This window comes from Amycolatopsis rifamycinica, assembly GCF_000695625.1.
GTDB classification, from domain to species: Bacteria; Actinomycetota; Actinomycetes; order Mycobacteriales; family Pseudonocardiaceae; genus Amycolatopsis; species Amycolatopsis rifamycinica.
Genome location: NZ_JMQI01000009.1, coordinates 30,674 through 47,362, shown reverse-complemented (window position 1 = coordinate 47,362; position 16,689 = coordinate 30,674). Strand labels below are relative to the sequence as shown.

Below are 16,689 nucleotides of genomic sequence, written 5' to 3'. Positions count from 1 at the left end.
ACGGGTCAGCGCTTGAGGGCGGCTCGTTCGGTCACGGTGACCGCGCGGCCGAGCAGGTCCACCACCGGGATCTGCCTGCCCGCGAGGAGGAATCCGGCCGTGGCGAGGACCACCCACGGCACCGGGCCGTGCGCGATGCCGTCCGAGAGCGGGGCGAACCCGTGCGCCGCCAGGCCGAGCAGGCCGCCGGAGACCATCAGGCCGGCCACGACGAGCTGCGGCGTCCGGGCGGTGAGTTCGCCGGTGTCGCGCTGTGTCTCGAAGTGCGCGAACAGCCGCAGCAGGCCGAGCAGCACCATCCCGCACGCCGCGAACCACGCCGGCGCCATGACCAGCCAGAACAACGTGCCCGGCGCCGGCGTCTCGTAACCGAGGCCGTACACCGTCACCCCCGCCACCACGATCAGGGCCGGCATGTGCCAGAGGTAGACGCTCATGAACCGCGCGCCGAGCCAGCCGAGGGCGTTGCCGAGGCCGGGGCGCGCCGCGAGCGCGTTGAGCTGCGGGCGGAAGGCGAGCAGGAGGCCGATCTGGCCGACGGCGAGGAAGGCGAGCAGCACGGTCGGCGGGCTCATGTTCGACACCGGCGCGCCCGGCATGCCGATCATGCTGGCCGGGTACGGCCCGAACGCGACCAGCAGCGCGGTGACGCCGAAGCCGGCCGCCGACAGCGTCAGCGCGCCGCGGCGGGTCAGCTCGCCGAGGCGGCCCTCGACGTAGTGGAATCCGAGCTGGTGCACGGCGACCCAGACGAAGATCGCGTTGGCGTACCCGATGTAGCCGAAGTCGTTGAAGCGGGCGACGTCGACGAGCAGGCCCGCCGCACCCATGACGAGCGGCACCTTCAGGCCCCAGCGCCGGTGCGCGGCGACCATCAGCGGCGTGAGCAGCACGACGAGCACGTACACCGCGAGGAACCACAGCAGCTGCGCGGCGATCGCGCTGCCGACCTGCAGCGGCTGCGGCGGCACGCCCAGGCCGCGCAGGAAGTCCGGCACGATCAGCCAGACGGCCATCAGCGGCAGCACCGGCACCATCAGGCGTTTGATGCGCCCGGCGAGCCACTGCCGCGTAGAGGCGGCGCGGCGGAAGGAGATCAGGTTCGCCGCGCCGCCGGCGAAGAAGACCAGAGGCATGACCTGGCTCAGCCAGGTGACGACCCACCAGCCCGGCGTCGCCAGCGCGTTGCCGGTGGCGAGGTGCCCGTCGGAGTAGGAGAGCACCGGCATGATCCAGTGCTGGGCGATGACGGCGAGGATGGCCCCCGCACGGACGACGTCGAGGAACCTGTCCCGGCTCGTGTGCATGCTGCTCAGCCTGGTCGCTTCGACCTGGGAAAACAGCGGTGCTGCCCGGCCTCTTGGGGGTCCGGTCCACCCCCGGTGGATACGGGGGTTCTCCCTACTAGCGCAGGCCGTCGGGCTCGGGTTCGTGCTGCGTGGCGGCGACGCGGTACTCCCAGCCGCGCTCGGTCAGGCCGAGCTCGTAGCGGGTCTCGATCTTCGGGCCGCCGTGCAGGTGGATGTGCCGGATGACGGTGCCCGGGATCGGCTCGGCGTCCCCGAGCTCCTGGACGCGGCCGTCGAGCGGGCCGCCGAAGAAGCGGACGCAGCGCGTCTCGTCGGACATCTGCGCGCTCCTCTCGCCGGCGGATCCGCTCATCGTAGGTGAGCGCTCACCCTGGTGCCGCCCGCGGAACGGGTGACCCGTTGTCCACCCTACGGCAGTTCCGGTCACTGTCCGTCAGTCAGCGGCCCAGGTAGGTCAGCACCGCGCGGACGCGGCGGTGTTCCTCCGCGCTGGCTTCGAGGCCGAGTTTCGAGAAGATGTTGCCGATGTGCTTCTCCACCGCGCCGTGCGAAACCACCAGCGAGTTCGCGATCGCCGTGTTCGACAGGCCCTGCGCCATCAGGCCGAGGACTTCGGACTCGCGGGCGGTCAGCGCGTCCAGCGGGTTGCGGCGGCCGCGGGCCATCAGCTGGGCGATCACGTCCGGGTCGATCGCCGTGCCACCGTTCGCGACGCGGCGCACCGCGTCCAGAAAGTCCGCGACGTCGGCCACGCGCTCCTTCAGCAGGTAACCGACGCCGCCGGCGCCGCCCGAGAGCAGCTCCACCGCGTACGACTCCTCGACGTACTGCGACAGCACCAGCACCGGCAGCCCGGGGATCTCCTTGCGCGCCGCCAAAGCCGCGCGCAGGCCCTCGTCGGTGAACGTCGGGGGCATCCGGACGTCGACGATCGCCAGGTCAGGACGATGTTCCTGGATCGCGCCGAGCAGGTCGTCCCCGTTGTCGACGGCCGCGGCCGTCTCGATGCCCTCGTCGGCGAGCAGGCGGGTCACCCCGGCCCGCAGCAGCACGGCGTCCTCGGCGATGACTACCCGCATCCGGCCCCCAGGTTCGGTGATGAACGGGGCCCAGCCTATTCACCACCGGCAGGGGAGGTCAGCCCGGATCACGGTCGGCCCGCCCACCGGGCTGACGACGGTGATCACGCCGTCGATCGTCGCGGCGCGGTCGGCCAGCCCGGCCAGCCCGCCGCCGGGGCGCACTTCCGCGCCGCCGTGGCCGTTGTCGGTGATCTCGACGACGACGTGGTCGTCGGTCCGCCACACCTTCACGCCCGCCTCGGTCGCTCCGGAGTGCTTCGCGATGTTCGTCAGCGTCTCGCCGACGATGAAGTACGCCGTCGTCTCCACCGCGGCCGGCGGCCGCGGGTCGACCTCCACCGAGACGTCCACCGGGATCGGCGACTTCGCCGCCTGCGCCGACAGCGCCGCGTCCAGCCCGCGGTCGCCGAGGACGGCCGGGTAGATGCCGCGCGCCAGGTCCCGCAGCTCCGACACGGCGAGCTTCGCGTCCGCGTGCGCCTCGTCGATCAGCTCCCGCACCGCCTGCGGGTCCTGGTCGAACTTCGCCTTCGCGCGCCCCAGGCTCATCGCGACGGCCACCAGCCGCTGCTGCGCGCCGTCGTGCAGGTCACGCTCGATGCGGCGGCGTTCGGCTTCCGCCGCGTCGACACCGCGGGCCCGCGACGCCTGCAGGCGTTCGGCCTTCTGCTCCAGCCGTTTCGTGCGGTCCGGCCCCAGCAGCGCCAGCGCGAGCTCGCCGTGCAGCCAGCCCAGCCACGGCGTCACCCAGATCGCCATCGGCAGCAGCACGATCGACGCGATCGCGATCGCGAACTCGACGCACGCCAGCGGGAACGCCGCCACCAGGTAAGCCAGGTCCCGCCACGTCGTCGGGTCGCTCAGCCGGATCACCCACCGGCGGACCAGCGTCTGCCCCTCGACCGGGCGGCGCTCCACCGGCGGCAGCGGCACGTTCAGCAGCTTGCCGGCCCAGGACCGCTCGCGGTCACCCGACCAGCGGATGAAGCTCGTCGTCGCCAGCAGGATCGGGAAGCCGACCCAGATCACCGCCGTCGAGACACCCACCCCGATGCCGACCACGATCAACACGAACTGCAGGAGCCGGAAGACGAAGCTGACGAACATGTAGAGGATCGTGCGAGCCGGGTGCGGCCGCGGGTGTTCCGGCTGTTGCACCTCGGTCATCCCGCCACCAGGTTCTTCTCTTCCGCGTCTTCCCACCAGCGCTCCATGCGGCGGCGCTGCGCCACCGTCGGCCCCAGCAGCGCGGACGCCAGCCGGGCGTGCGTGCCCGCCAGCGCCTTGGTCAACGCCACCGACAACGCGACGAACAACACCCCCAGCGCCGCCCACGGTAGCGCCTCGACGGTGGAGTCCACGGTCAGCCACGGCACCTCCCAGTCCGGGAAGCGGTACTCGCCGCCCGGCAGCCACCGGAAGTAGACCGGCAGGCCCACGAGCGCCAGGCTCGTCGCCCAGAACGTCGTCACGAGCACGAACTCGACCAGGCCCACCGGGAACAGCAGCGCGAAGTAGGTGAGGTCCCGCCAGGTCGACGGGTCCTTCAGCCGCGCCTTCCACCGCGCGGCCTGCTTGCCCGCGGGCAGCGGCAGGTAAGGGAGGTCGATGTAGCGGTCCAGCAGCGCGTAGACCCGCGCCCGCTCCAGCCGCGCGGCCCCCCGCACGGCGAGCACGACCACGGCGAGCAGGCCCACCCCGACCCAGACCACCGCGGTCCCGGCACCGGCCGAGACGAACGCCGTCAGGAACCCGAACGCCAGCACCCCCAGCGGCAGGTTCATCAGCAGAAACACCACCGAACCACCGAACGGCGGATCCCGCCTTTCGCTCACCATGACCGCACTCCCTTCATCGAGTACCAGCATCGCGCCCACCCGAGGGCGGCGACATGGTGCGAGCGGGCATCCCGGCGGTAGGGCTGACCCCACCCGGACTAAAGCGGTGGCGCGGGGCGTTATGATGAACAGGTTGTGATCCCGACAAGGGGGTGAACGGTTTCGACTTTGGACGTTGAGTCAGGGGAAGCGTGCCGGTGCAGGCGAGAGACCACCGTAAGCGTCATCGCAAACCAATAAGCGCCGACTCCAGTCAGCGCGAGTTCGCCCTCGCCGCCTGAGCGAGTGCGACTCTGTCGGCCCGGGTTCGCCTCCGACCCGGGTACCGGCATCAGCTAGGAGGCTCAGCGGCTGTCCCGGCCACGGGGAACAGCCGTGAAGCAAACAGTGGCTGGGCTCGTCACCTCAGCTTGTTCGCGTGATTGAGGGAGCCAAGCAGAGACGTAGCGGACTGCGCACGGAGAAGCCCTGTCAAGACGCCAGAGGACCCGGGTTCAATTCCCGGCACCTCCACTCAGAGAAGGCCCACGCCCCTTCGGGGCTGGGCCTTCTCCCGTTCTCGGGTGTCCTTTGGGGGTCGGACCCCCAAACCCCCGCCAGGGGGGCTCCGCCCCCCTGGACCCCCCGGGTGGTTGCGTTCGGGGGTTGGCCAGACCCTCCCGGGTGGTTGCGTTCGGGGGTTGGCCAGACCCACCCGGGTGGTTGCATTCGGGGGTTGGCCGGATTCTCCCGGGTGGTTGCGTTCGGGGGTTGGCCAGACCCCCGGGTGGTGCGGGCTGTGCGGGGGCTGGGGCTGGTGCTAATGGGGCAACTGTCACCGAACGGCTCGATTCCACTGCGGTGGGTGATTACCTTGGCTGCAGCCGCGGTTTCGAGGGGCACGATGGATGACGCACGCGTGAAGAAGACCGGTTTCGGCGCGGTGCTCGCCGTCGCCGAATTCCGGGCCATGTGGACCGCCGAACTGCTGTCCATCTGCGGCGACCAGCTCGCCCGGGTCGCCCTCGCCGTCCTCGTCTACCAGCGCACCTCTTCGGCCGCGCTCACCGGCCTCACCTACGCCCTCACGTACGTGCCGTCCCTGCTCGGCGGCATCCTGCTGGCCGGCGCGGGCGACCGGTGGCCCCGCCGCGACGTCATGGTCGCGACCGACCTCGCGCGGGCCGCGCTGGTCGCCGTCATCGCCATCCCCGGCGTCCCGCTGTGGGTGCTGTGCGTGCTCGTCGCGGTGATGACCGCCCTCGGCGGGCCGTTCAAGGCCGCACAGCAGGCGCTGCTGCCGTCGGTCCTCGACGGCGAGCGCTACCTCGTCGGGATGGCGCTGCGGAACGTGACCATCCAGGCCGCGCAACTGGCCGGGTTCGCCGGCGGCGGCGCGCTGATCGCCGCGTTCACCCCGTCCGCGGCGCTGGCCCTCGACGCGGCGACGTTCCTGCTCTCGGCGGTGTTCCTGGTCACCGGCGTCCGGCGGCGGGCGGCGATCGCCCAGGCGGTCCGGCCGGCCTGGCTCGCCACGACCGGCGCGGGCATCCGGCTCATCTGGCGCGACCCGGCCCTGCGGACGCTGGTCGCGCTCAACTGGCTGGCGGGGTTCTACGTCGTGCCGGAGGCACTGGCCGCCCCGTACGCGGCCGGGATCGGCGCGGGCGCGACGCTGGTGGGTCTCCTGATGGCGGCGGACCCGGCGGGCAGCGTGCTCGGCGGCGTCGTCTTCGGCAAGTGGATCCCGGAGCACGCGCAGATCCGCGTGCTCGGGCTGCTCGGGATCGCGGCGGGCCTGCCGCTGGTGGTGTTCGTCTGCCGGCCGGGCCTGGTGGTGTCGGTGGTGCTGCTCGCGGTGTCCGGGCTACTGGCGACGGGCTACAACATCCAGGGCACGGTCTCGTTCATGCGGCGGGTGCCCGACGAGCACCGCGCGCAGTGTGCCGGGGTGAATTCGGCGGGCCTGATCACGGTGCAGGGGGTCGGCGCGGCCGCGGCGGGCGGGCTGGCCGACGTGCTCGGCCCGGCGCACACCATCGCCGCGGCCGGGGCGGCGGGTGCCGCGGTGGCCGTGCCGATCGCGAGGGCGTGGCGCCGGGTCCGGGTGGAGGATCGATGACCTCAGTTGTCGCGTCCGCACATGGTGCGCCTCCCTTCACGACCTCGGGCCGGACCGGCTCCGTCACCGGCCGGACACCATGAGTATGCGGACCGGCAGCGGGATTCCGCGCACTGGGCTGCGTATTCGTGACGTCCTCGTGGCACCGCGGCACTGGGCGCTGTGGCGCCAGGGTCCCCGGGTGATCGTCTACTGCCTGATCAGCGAGGTGGTGGCGGTGGTGCTGACGCTGCGCCCGTCCCCGATCGCGGTGGACCGCCGCACGCTGTCGATCCTGGTGGTGCTGCTGGTCCTCGGGGTGGTGCAGTCGGAGACGGGCCGGCGCGTCGAGCGCATCCGCCGTCGCGTGTCGGGGACCCCGCACATCAACATGACGTCGGTCTGGACGTTCGCCGGCGTCCTGCTGCTGCCCCCGCTCCTGCTGGCGGCGCTGGTCGGCGGCCTGTACACGCACCTGGCGATCCGCAGCTGGTACCGCCTGCAGCGGGTCCCGGCCTCCCGCACGGTCAGCAACGCGGCGATCATCGTGCTGTCGTGTTTCGCGGCCCAGTCGGTGCTGCGGGTTTCGGGCTTCGCCGACGTCCGCGCGACCATGACGCACGGCTGGGCGGGGACGTTCGCGATCGCGGCCGCCGGAGTGACGTTCTTCGCCGTGAACGCCCTCTTGGTGCTCCCGGCCCGCCGCGAAGTCGGCCGGACACCGGAGGCGCTGTTCGGCACGTGGTCCGACAACGGCCTCGAGGTGGCGACGCTGTGCCTGGGCGCGCTGAACGCGGTGGCGCTGGCGACGCTGCCGGGCCTGGTGGTGCTCGTGTTCCCGCCGTTGCTGCTGTTGCACCGCACGGTGCTGGTGAAGCAGCTGGAGGTGGCCGCCCACCGCGACGAGAAGACCGGCCTGTACAACACGAGCGGCTGGCACGCCCTGGCGGAGCGAACCCTCGCGGCGGCGGCCCGCCAGCGGAGCACGTTCGGCCTGTTGATGCTGGATCTGGACCACTTCAAGCAGGTGAACGACACCTACGGCCACCTCGCGGGCGACGCGGTCCTGAAGGCGGTGGCCCAGTCGATCATCTCGGCGGTCCGCGGCCGGGGGGACGCGGTGGGCCGGTTCGGCGGCGAAGAGTTCGTGGTGCTCTTGCCCGGTATCGCCCCGCCGGACATCGGTGCGGTGGCCGAGCGCATCCGCGGGGCGATCAGCGCGTTGACGGTCCCGGCGGGCCGGCTGTCGATAACGGGCTTGACCGTCTCGATAGGCATAGCCGTGTACCCGTCGGCGGGAGCGTCATTGCAGCGCTTGCTGGACGCGGCGGATACCGCGCTGTACCACGCGAAAGCGACGGGGCGGAACAAGGTGGTCCACGTGGCGGACCTGGTGTGACGGGTCAGGCGGTTCGCTGCCGCCGCTGCCCGGCGTCGAGCCCGAGCATGGCGAGCAGTTCGGCACACTCCCGCGAGTCGGACGAGTGCCCGGCGACGGTGAGGACGGCCCGGTCGTTCTGTTCCCCGAGGCGCACCGCCTCTTCCGCCCGGATAATGCCCATCCGGCTGTCTTCGTCATTGGCAAGAGAGCTGCCACTGCGTCGGGCCCAGGTCATCTGGCCACCTGCTTCCGGCTCCACTGGTGCGGAGCCATGGTCGGGCCTCAAGCATGACACTCACATGAACTTCACCCACAAGTGGCCCCCGGCACACCCGGAAACCACCCGGGGTAGTCCAGCTGACCAGGGGTGCGGCCGGCACGCCGTCCGGCCCGGGGGCTCACGCCGGGTGGCCGCCGATCCGGGTGGTCAGCTCGGCCGCCGTCGCCGCCACGTCGGCGGCGAGGTCCGGCCAGGTCTCCGGGCACGGCTCGGCCGCGCAGTGGTGGCGCAGGGTGACGCTGATGGCGGCCAGCGGGCGGGCGCCGTGGTCGAAGACCGGGCAGGCCACGGACGCGAAGCCGGCGGTGACGTGGCCGTCCTCGACCGACCAGCCGAGCCGGCGTTCCGCGGTGAGGGTGCGGCGCAGCTCGGCCAGCGTGCGCGGGCCGCGGCCGGTGCGGAGCACGAACGCCGACGCCGACGGGAACAGCGCCCGGACGTGCGGGGCAGGCAGGTGCCGCAGGATCGCGCGGCCGGACGCGGTCAGCTGCGCCGGCAGCCGGACGCCGACCTCCGTCACCAGCGTCTCCGGCCGGGCCGGGCGTTCCTTGATCAGGTACAGCGACTCGTTGCCGTGCAGGACGCCGAGGTGGGCGGTGTGGCCGACGCGGTCGACGAGCTTGCGCAGCAACGGCCCGGCCAGGCGTTCCAGGGGGTCGTGGCGCAGGTACGCCGAACCCAGTTCGAAGGCGGCGATGCCCAGGCCGTAGCGGCGTTCGGCGGGCAGGTGCACGACGAAACCAGCCGCTTCCAGCTCGTTGAGCAGGTGGTACGTCGTCGAGCGGGGGAGTCCCGCTTCGCGGGCGATCGCCGCCGCGGTGACCGGGCCCGGGCGCGTCGCCAGCAGGCGCAGCACCGCCAGCCCGCGGCGCAGCGCCGGCACCTCGCTGCTGTCGCCCATGGCGCCAGCCTAGTGTCTGGAATCCCAGACAGAACCACTCCGTGGGGCATCCCACCAGCGGTTCCGAGGGGGTGCAATGGGCCCATGCCGGAAAAAGTGCTCCTGGGCCCGGAACCCCTGACCGCCGCCCAGGTCGTCGACGTCGTCCGCGGCCACGCGCCGGTCGGGCTCACGGACGCCGCCGAGAAGAACCTCGCCGCGACCCGTCAGCACATCGAGAACCTCGCCCACGCCGTCACGCCGACGTATGGCGTCTCGACCGGCTTCGGCGCGCTCGCCACCCGGCACATCCCGGTGGAGAGCCGGACCGCGCTGCAGCGCAGCCTGATCCGCTCGCACGCCGCCGGCGCCGGGCCCGCCGTCGAACCCGAGGTCGTCCGCGCGCTGATGCTGCTGCGGCTGCGGACCCTCGCCAGCGGCTACACCGGCGTCCGGCCGGGCACCGCGCAAGCGCTTGCGGCCCTGCTCAACGCCGACATCACCCCGATCGTCCACGAGTACGGCTCCCTCGGCTGCTCGGGCGACCTCGCGCCACTGGCCGCCGTCGCGCTGGCGCTCATGGGCGAAGGCGAAGTGATCCACGCCGGCCGGTTGCAGCCCGCGGCGGAGGCGTTGAAGCAGGCCGGGATCGAGCCGGTCGTCCTCGCCGAGAAGGAAGGCCTCGCGCTCACCAACGGCACCGACGGCATGCTCGGCATGCTCCTGCTCGCCGCCGCCGACCTGCACCGGCTCTTCGACATCGCCGACCTCACCGCGGCGATGAGCGTCGAGGCGCTGCTCGGCACCGACCGCGCGTTCGCCGCCGACCTCCAGGCCCTGCGCCCGCACCCCGGGCAGGCGACGTCCGCGGCGAGGATGTGGCAGGCGCTGCAGGGCTCGAAGATCGTCGAGAGCCACCGCGGGCCGGACTGCAACCGCGTCCAGGACGCCTACTCGCTGCGCTGTGCCCCGCAGGTCCACGGCGCCGCGCGCGACAGCCTCGCCCACGCCGAGCTCGTCGGCGAGCGCGAGCTGATGTCCGCTGTGGACAACCCGGTCGTCCTGGCCGACGGCCGCGTCGAGTCCAACGGCAACTTCCACGGCGCGCCCGTCGCCTACGTGCTGGACTTCCTGGCCATCCCGATCGCCGACGTCGCCAGCATCGCCGAGCGCCGCACCGACCGGATGCTCGACAAGGCGCGCTCGCACGGCCTGCCGGCGTTCCTCGCCGACGACCCCGGCGTCGACTCCGGCCACATGATCGCCCAGTACACGCAGGCCGCCGTGGTCAGCGAGCTCAAGCGGCTCGCCGTCCCGGCGTCCGTCGACTCGATCCCGAGCAGCGCCATGCAGGAGGACCACGTCTCCATGGGCTGGTCGGCCGCGCGGAAGCTGCGCAAGGCGGTCGACGGCCTGACGACCGTGCTGGCCATCGAGCTGCTGACCGCGGCTCGTGCGCTGGACTTCCGCGCGCCGCTGGAGCCGTCGCCGGTCACCGGCGCGGTCCGCGACCTGCTCCGCACGAAGGTCGCGGGCCCCGGCCCCGACCGGCACCTGGCGCCCGAGATCGCGGCCGCCGAAGAACTCGTCCGCTCCGGCGCCGTCCTCGACGCCGCCCGTCTGGAGGTCTGATGTCCCGCGTCGTCCGTGCCGCCCGCGGCACCCAGCTCACCGCCAAGTCGTGGCAGACCGAAGCCGCGCTGAGGATGTTCCACAACAACCTCGACCCGGACGTGGCCGAGCGGCCGGAGGACCTGGTCGTCTACGGCGGCACCGGCAAGGCCGCCCGCGACTGGGCCAGCTTCGACGCCATCACCCGCGAACTGACCACTTTGGACGTCGACGAGACGCTGCTGGTGCAGTCGGGCAAGCCGGTCGGTGTGTTCCGCACGCACGAGTGGGCGCCGCGCGTGCTCATCGCGAACTCGAACCTGGTCGGCGACTGGGCGACCTGGCCCGAGTTCCGCCGCCTCGAGCAGCAGGGCCTGACCATGTACGGCCAGATGACCGCGGGCTCGTGGATCTACATCGGCACCCAGGGCATCCTCCAGGGCACCTACGAGACGTTCGCCGCCGTCGCGAAGAAGAAGTTCGGCGGCTCGTTGAAGGGCACGTTGACCGTCACGGCGGGCCTCGGCGGCATGGGCGGCGCGCAGCCGCTGGCCGTGACCATGAACGACGGCGTCGCGCTGGTCATCGAGTGCGACCCGCGGCGCGCACACCGCCGCGTCGAGACCCGCTACCTCGACGAGGTGGCCGACGACCTCGACGACGCCGTCGCCCGCGTCACCCGAGCCAAGCAGGAGAAGCGCGCGCTGTCGGTGGGTGTCGTCGGGAACGCCGCTGAGGTGCTGCCCGAGCTGCTGCGCCGTGGTGTGGAGGTCGACATCGTCACCGACCAGACGTCGGCGCACGACCCGCTGTCGTACCTGCCCAAGGGCGTCAGCGTCGACGACTGGCACGACTACGCGGCCAAGAAGCCCGACGAGTTCACCGACCGCTCGCGCGAGTCGATGGCCGACCACGTCGAAGCCATGCTCGGCTTCCTCGACCGCGGCGCCGAGGTCTTCGACTACGGCAACTCGCTGCGCGGCGAGGCCAAGCTCGGCGGCTGCGAGCGCGCGTTCGACTTCCCCGGCTTCGTGCCCGCCTACATCCGCCCCCTGTTCTGCGAAGGCAACGGCCCGTTCCGCTGGGCGGCGCTCTCGGGCGACCCCGAGGACATCGCGGCCACCGATCGCGCGATGCTGGAACTGTTCCCGGAGAACGAATCCCTCGCCCGCTGGATCCGCCTCGCCGGGGAACGCGTGGCGTTCCAGGGCCTGCCCGCGCGCATCTGCTGGCTCGGCTACGGCGAACGTCACCTGGCCGGCCTGCGGTTCAACGAGATGGTCGCCAGCGGCGAGCTGAAGGCCCCGGTCGTCATCGGCCGCGACCACCTCGACTCCGGCAGCGTCGCCTCGCCGTACCGCGAGACCGAGGGCATGGCCGACGGCTCCGACGCGATCGCCGACTGGCCGCTGCTCAACGCCCTGGTCAACACGGCTTCGGGGGCCAGCTGGGTGTCGATCCACCACGGCGGCGGTGTCGGCATGGGCCGGTCGATCCACGCGGGTCAGGTCAGCGTGGCCGACGGGACGCCGCTGGCCGCGCAGAAGCTGGAGCGGGTGCTCACCAACGACCCGGGCATGGGGGTCATCCGCCACGTCGACGCCGGTTACGACCGCGCGGCCGAGGTCGCCGGCGAGCGCGGCGTGCGGGTGCCGATGCGGGAGGCCGAGTGAGCGCCTCGGGGCTCCTGGGCGAGATCGCCGACGTCGGGCGCGACCCGAAGCGCGGCGGCTACTCGCGGCACGCCTTCGACGCACCCGAGCACGACCTGCGCGAGTGGTTCGTCGAGCGCGCGCTGGGGCTCGGGCTGGACGTCGAGACCGACCGCAACGGCAACATCTGGGCGTGGTGGGGGCCGCCGGGCCGCAACGCCGTGGTCACCGGCAGCCACCTCGACTCGGTGCCGGGTGGCGGCGCGTTCGACGGCCCGCTCGGGGTGGCGAGCGGGCTGGCCGCCGTCGAGGCGTTGCAGAACAAGGGGTTCCGGCCGCGCAGGCCGCTCGCCGTCGTGGTGTTCGCCGAGGAGGAAGGCGGCCGGTTCGGCGTTCCGTGCCTGGGCTCGCGGCTGCTCACCGGCACCATCGACGCCGGCAAGGCCCGCGGCCTGCGGGACGCCGACGGCGTGACGTTCGCCGAGGCGGCCGCGAAGGCGGGCGTCGACCCGGCGCGGATCGGGCCGGACGCCGAGCGGCTCGACCGGATCGGGCACTTCCTCGAACTGCACGTCGAGCAGGGCCGCGGGCTCATCGACCTCGGTGCCCCGGTGGCCGTCGGCAGCACCGTGATCGCGCACGGGCGGTGGCGGTTCTCCTTCGCGGGACAGGGGAACCACGCCGGGGCCACGGTGCTCGCCGACCGCACGGATCCGATGCTGCCCGCGGCCGCGACGGTGACGGCCGTCCGGCGGCTGGCGGCGCGGGTGCCGGGCGCACGGGCGACCGTCGGCCGGCTCGTGCCGACCCCCGGCGGGACCAACGTCATCGCGTCCACAGTGGACCTCTGGCTGGACGCGCGGGTGCCCGGCGAAGGCACCCCGGGGCTGGTCGCCGAGATCAGCCGGGCCGCCTCGGAGGCGGCGGAGGAGGAGGGCTGCCGGGTGACCGTGACGCGGGAGTCCTATTCGGACGACGTCGTGTTCGACGACGCCCTGCGCCGCGACCTGGGCGGCTGGCTCGGCGCGCCACCGGAGCTGCCCACCGGCGCCGGCCACGACGCGGCGATCCTCGCCGGGTTCGTCCCGGCCGGGATGCTCTACGTGCGCAACCCGACCGGGATCAGCCACTCGCCGGAGGAGTTCGCCGAGGCCGAGGACGTCGAAGCCGGCGCCGCCGCGCTGGCCACGGTCCTGGAGCGGCTGGCGCGATGACCCTCGGCCCGCGGGGGCGCCCCCCGTTTCCAGCCTATCGCTCGGCACCGACAGTTTTCTGGTGTGAACAGGCCTGGCTGCCGGACGGGATCGCCTCCGGCGTGCGGATCGACGTCGACGGCGGCCGGATCACCGCGGTGACGGCGAACTCGCCGCGCTCCGGCACGATCCTCGGCGGGCTCACGCTGCCGGGCTTCGCGAACGGGCACTCGCACGCCTTCCACCGGGCCCTGCGGGGCCGGACGCACCACGAGCGCGGCACGTTCTGGACGTGGCGCGAGCGGATGTACGCCCTGGCGGCGCGGCTCGACCCCGAAACGTACTACCGGCTGGCCCGCGGGGTCTACGCGGAGATGGTGCTCGGCGGCTACACGAGCGTCGGGGAGTTCCACTACCTGCACCACGCCCCCGGCGGGAAGCCGTACGCCGACCCGAACGCGATGGGGGAGGCGCTGCGGCAGGCCGCGGCCGACGCCGGGATCCGGCTGACGCTGCTCGACACGTGCTACCTGGCGGGCGGCATCGGCGTCGAGCCCGACGAGGTCCAGCGGCGGTTCTCCGACGGCTCGGCCTCGGCGTGGGCATCGCGGGTGGCCGGGCTGAGCGAAGACGAGCTGTTCCGGGTCGGCGGGGCGATCCATTCGGTGCGGGCGGTGCCCGAGGACCAGTTGTCCGAAGTGGACAACGCGGTGCCGGGCCACCGGCCGCTGCACATCCACCTGTCCGAGCAGCGGGCGGAGAACGAGCAGTGCGCGGCGGCCACCGGGTTCACCCCGACCGGGTTGCTGTGGGACCACGGCGTGCTCGACGAGCGGCTCACCGTGGTCCACGCGACCCACCTCACCGACCGGGACGTGCGCCTGCTCGGCGAGTTCCGGGTCGGGGCGTGCTTCTGCCCGACCACCGAGCGCGACCTCGGCGACGGCATCGGCCCGGCCCGCGCCCTGCGGGACGCCGGGGTCCGGCTCGGCGTCGGCAGCGACAGCAACGCCGTCGTCGACGCCTTCGAAGAGACCCGCGCGCTGGAGCTGGACGACCGGCTGGCCAGCGAGGAACGCGGCCGGTTCCGCGCCGAGGAGCTCCTCGAAGCGGGCACGAACCACGCGGCGATCGGATGGGACGAGGTCGGCGCGCTCGCCGAAGGGGCGGGCGCGGACTTCGTCACCGTGGCCATGGACACGGTGCGGACGGCCGGGATCGAGCCGTCGGGGGTCGTGTTCGCGGCGTCCGGCGCCGACGTCCGGCACGTCGTCGTCGCCGGACGCGAGGTCGTGCGCGACGGCGTGCACCTGCTCGTCGACCGACCCGAAACCGTTTTGGCGAAGGAGATCGAGGCGTTGTGGCTGTCCTGATCACGGGCATCGGCGAACTCACCACCAACGACCCCGAGCTGGGCCGGCTGACCGAGGCGGCCCTGGTGCTGGACGGCTCCCGCGTCGCCTGGGCGGGTCCGGCGGCGAGCGCGCCGGACGCCGACGAGCGCGTCGACGTCGAAGGCCGCGCGGTGCTGCCGGGCTGGGTCGACAGTCACACGCACCTCGTCTTCGCCGGTGACCGCACCGCCGAGTTCGAGGCGCGGATGGCCGGCAAGCCCTACACCGCGGGCGGGATCGCGACCACGGTGGGCGCGACGCGGGAGGCGTCCGACGAGCAGCTGGCGGCGAACCTGCGCCGTCACGTCGGCGAAGCGGCCCGGCAGGGGACGACGTGCCTGGAGACGAAGACCGGCTACGGGCTGACCGTCGCCGACGAGGCCCGCAGCGCCCGGATCGCCGGCGAGGTGGCCGACGAAGTCACCTTCCTCGGCGCCCACCTCGTGCCGCCCGGCGCCGACGCGGAGTCCTATGTGGACCTCGTGTGCGGCGAGATGCTCGACGCGGTGGCGGGAAGCGTGCGCTGGGCGGACGTGTTCTGCGAGACCGGCGCGTTCGACGAGGCCCAGTCGGCGCGGGTGCTGAAGGCCGCGGCCGGGCGCGGGCTGGGCCTGCGGGTGCACGGCAACCAGCTCGGCGAAGGTCCCGGCGTCCGGCTGGCCGTGGAGCTGGGCGCGGCGAGCGTCGACCACTGCACGTACCTTTCCGACGCGGACGTCGAAGCGCTGGCGGCCGCCGAGACGGTGGCGACCTTGCTGCCCGCGTGCGACTTGTCGACCCGCCAGCCACTGGCCCCGGCCCGCCGGCTGCTCGACGCGGGCGCGACCGTGGCACTGGCCAGCAACGCCAACCCGGGCAGCTCGTACACGACGTCGATGGCGTTCTGCGTCGCGACGGCGGTGCTGCAGATGCGGATGACGATCGAGGAAGCGGTCTGGGCCGCGACGGCGGGCGGCGCGAAGGCGTTGCGCCGCACCGACGTCGGCGTGCTGCGGCCCGGTGCGCGAGCCGATGTCCACGTGCTCGACGCGCCTTCGGTGACGCACCTGGCGTACCGGCCGGGGGTGCCGCTGACCCGGGCGGTGTGGCGGGCCGGGGTCAGAGTGGCAGGCTGAACGGCGTGCACGTCGGCGCGAACGACGGGTCGAGGGCGTGCAGGATCAGCCCGGTGACGTTCGGGTCGGCCGCCTGGCCGAGGTGGCCCGAGGCGTCGGAAGGGCAGAAGTCCTGCAGGACGATGTCCGTCGTGCCCGGCTCGCCGAGGATTCCGCTCGTGTACGGCGTGACCACCTCGTCGTACTTGCTCACGATGCTCGTGTAGGCGGGGCCGGCGACGTGGACGCCGCCGCGAGCGAGGTCGTCCAGGAACGCCGAGGGCGCCAGGTACTCCGAACACGCGCCGCACGCTGTGCGCAGGACCGTGCCGAGAGCAGGTACGGAGGTCAGCAGGGCCTTGGCCAGCGCGTCGAGGCCGCCCAGCGTCGTGCCGCGGTAGTTCGCGCCGAAGCCGACGAAGTGGGCGACCTCGGCCGCGCCGCCGCCGTACTTCAGGTAGTACGCCGGCATCGTGCTGCCCTCGGAGTGGCCCACGATGTCGACCTTCGCCGCCGCGGTCGCGGTCCGGACCCGGTCGACGAACCGGCCGAGCTGCGCCGCGCTGTCGCGCATGGACGCGAGCCCGCCGACACCCGGGCCGAGGGCGCCCGTGCCGTACGTCAGCGAGAAGACGCAGTAGCCCTGGGCGGCGATCTTCGGCGCGTGGAAGAACCAGTTGACGGTGTCGTTCGCGCCGAGGCCGTGCACCAGCACCACCGGCCGCGGGTGCGCGGCCGAGGGACGGCAGCCCCAGTCGTTCCAGCCGCTGCTCGGCGCCGCTTCGGCGACCGTGGGCGCGACCGCGCCGAAGGTGAGCGCCGCGGCGAGCACGGCCAGGGTTCGCTTGACACCGCCGTGGGTGACCCGCATTCCGTTGCCTCCGATTACCCGTC

Annotated in this window: 15 protein-coding genes and 1 other RNA gene; 8 read left to right on the top strand and 8 right to left on the bottom strand. The window is 73.0% G+C overall.

All coding sequences use genetic code 11. The features are described 5' to 3' along the window. Positions 1-5: 5 nt before the first annotated feature. From DV20_RS04410 to DV20_RS04390, 5 genes are all read right to left on the bottom strand, one after another. On the bottom strand, positions 6-1,307 hold the full coding sequence (locus DV20_RS04410) for an acyltransferase family protein (RefSeq protein WP_043776588.1): 1,302 nt from the start codon (positions 1,305-1,307) through the stop codon (positions 6-8). A 97-nt stretch (positions 1,308-1,404) separates the two neighbouring features. Next, complete coding sequence (locus DV20_RS04405) at positions 1,405-1,629, bottom strand: hypothetical protein (protein WP_043776587.1); 225 nt, start codon at positions 1,627-1,629, stop codon at positions 1,405-1,407. A gap of 118 nt (positions 1,630-1,747) precedes the next feature. Further along, a complete protein-coding gene (locus tag DV20_RS04400; protein WP_043776586.1) occupies positions 1,748-2,389 on the bottom strand; it encodes a response regulator transcription factor in 642 nt (213 codons plus the stop codon). Between the two features lie 39 nt (positions 2,390-2,428). Continuing rightward, the gene (locus tag DV20_RS04395) at positions 2,429-3,559 is read right to left on the bottom strand and encodes a sensor histidine kinase (protein WP_043776585.1); all 1,131 of its coding nucleotides are present in this window, start codon (positions 3,557-3,559) and stop codon (positions 2,429-2,431) included. Next, positions 3,556-4,230 carry a sensor domain-containing protein gene (locus tag DV20_RS04390; RefSeq protein WP_043776584.1) on the bottom strand — a complete coding sequence of 225 codons (675 nt, stop codon included), beginning with the start codon at positions 4,228-4,230 and terminating at the stop codon, positions 3,556-3,558. Before DV20_RS04390 ends, DV20_RS04395 begins: the two co-directional genes overlap by 4 nt. 148 nt (positions 4,231-4,378) lie before the next feature. Here DV20_RS04390 and ssrA point away from each other — a divergent pair. The 3 genes from ssrA to DV20_RS04380 all read left to right on the top strand — a co-directional run bounded on the left by ssrA (position 4,379) and on the right by DV20_RS04380 (position 7,709). Then, positions 4,379-4,746, top strand: a transfer-messenger RNA (tmRNA) gene (gene ssrA / locus DV20_RS43415). Positions 4,747-5,113: 367 nt separating this feature from the next. Next, a complete protein-coding gene (locus DV20_RS04385) occupies positions 5,114-6,331 on the top strand; it encodes an MFS transporter (protein ID WP_051735789.1) in 1,218 nt (405 codons plus the stop codon). A 139-nt stretch (positions 6,332-6,470) separates the two neighbouring features. Next, a complete protein-coding gene (locus tag DV20_RS04380) occupies positions 6,471-7,709 on the top strand; it encodes a GGDEF domain-containing protein (RefSeq protein WP_043776582.1) in 1,239 nt (412 codons plus the stop codon). A gap of 4 nt (positions 7,710-7,713) precedes the next feature. Here the strand turns inward: DV20_RS04380 and DV20_RS45745 are convergent, their stop codons facing one another. After that, a complete protein-coding gene (locus DV20_RS45745) occupies positions 7,714-7,872 on the bottom strand; it encodes a hypothetical protein (RefSeq protein ID WP_167344360.1) in 159 nt (52 codons plus the stop codon). A 217-nt stretch (positions 7,873-8,089) separates the two neighbouring features. Beyond that, a complete protein-coding gene (locus DV20_RS04375; RefSeq protein ID WP_043776581.1) occupies positions 8,090-8,872 on the bottom strand; it encodes an IclR family transcriptional regulator in 783 nt (260 codons plus the stop codon). Positions 8,873-8,956: 84 nt separating this feature from the next. On the opposite strand from DV20_RS04375, the gene hutH reads away from it, so the two are divergent. The 5 genes from hutH to hutI all read left to right on the top strand — a co-directional run bounded on the left by hutH (position 8,957) and on the right by hutI (position 15,816). Further along, positions 8,957-10,483: a histidine ammonia-lyase gene (gene hutH, locus DV20_RS04370; protein WP_043776580.1), complete on the top strand. Its 1,527-nt coding sequence runs from the start codon at positions 8,957-8,959 to the stop codon at positions 10,481-10,483. Then, positions 10,483-12,135 (top strand): urocanate hydratase, encoded by a 1,653-nt coding sequence (hutU, locus tag DV20_RS04365; protein WP_043776579.1) that lies wholly within the window; start codon positions 10,483-10,485, stop codon positions 12,133-12,135. The genes hutH and hutU overlap by 1 nt, the downstream gene beginning before the upstream one ends. Then, positions 12,132-13,328, top strand: a complete 1,197-nt coding sequence (locus DV20_RS04360; RefSeq protein WP_043776578.1) for an allantoate amidohydrolase — start codon at positions 12,132-12,134, stop codon at positions 13,326-13,328. The genes hutU and DV20_RS04360 overlap by 4 nt, the downstream gene beginning before the upstream one ends. Before the next feature lie 101 nt (positions 13,329-13,429). Further along, complete coding sequence (locus tag DV20_RS04355; protein ID WP_043776577.1) at positions 13,430-14,680, top strand: formimidoylglutamate deiminase; 1,251 nt, start codon at positions 13,430-13,432, stop codon at positions 14,678-14,680. Then, on the top strand, positions 14,668-15,816 hold the full coding sequence (gene hutI, locus DV20_RS04350; protein ID WP_043776576.1) for an imidazolonepropionase: 1,149 nt from the start codon (positions 14,668-14,670) through the stop codon (positions 15,814-15,816). Before DV20_RS04355 ends, hutI begins: the two co-directional genes overlap by 13 nt. Here hutI and DV20_RS04345 read toward each other — a convergent pair. Then, positions 15,800-16,666 (bottom strand): esterase/lipase family protein, encoded by an 867-nt coding sequence (locus DV20_RS04345; RefSeq protein ID WP_043776575.1) that lies wholly within the window; start codon positions 16,664-16,666, stop codon positions 15,800-15,802. The two genes, hutI and DV20_RS04345, sit on opposite strands and share 17 nt — an antisense overlap. Between the last annotated feature and the right edge of the window lie 23 nt (positions 16,667-16,689).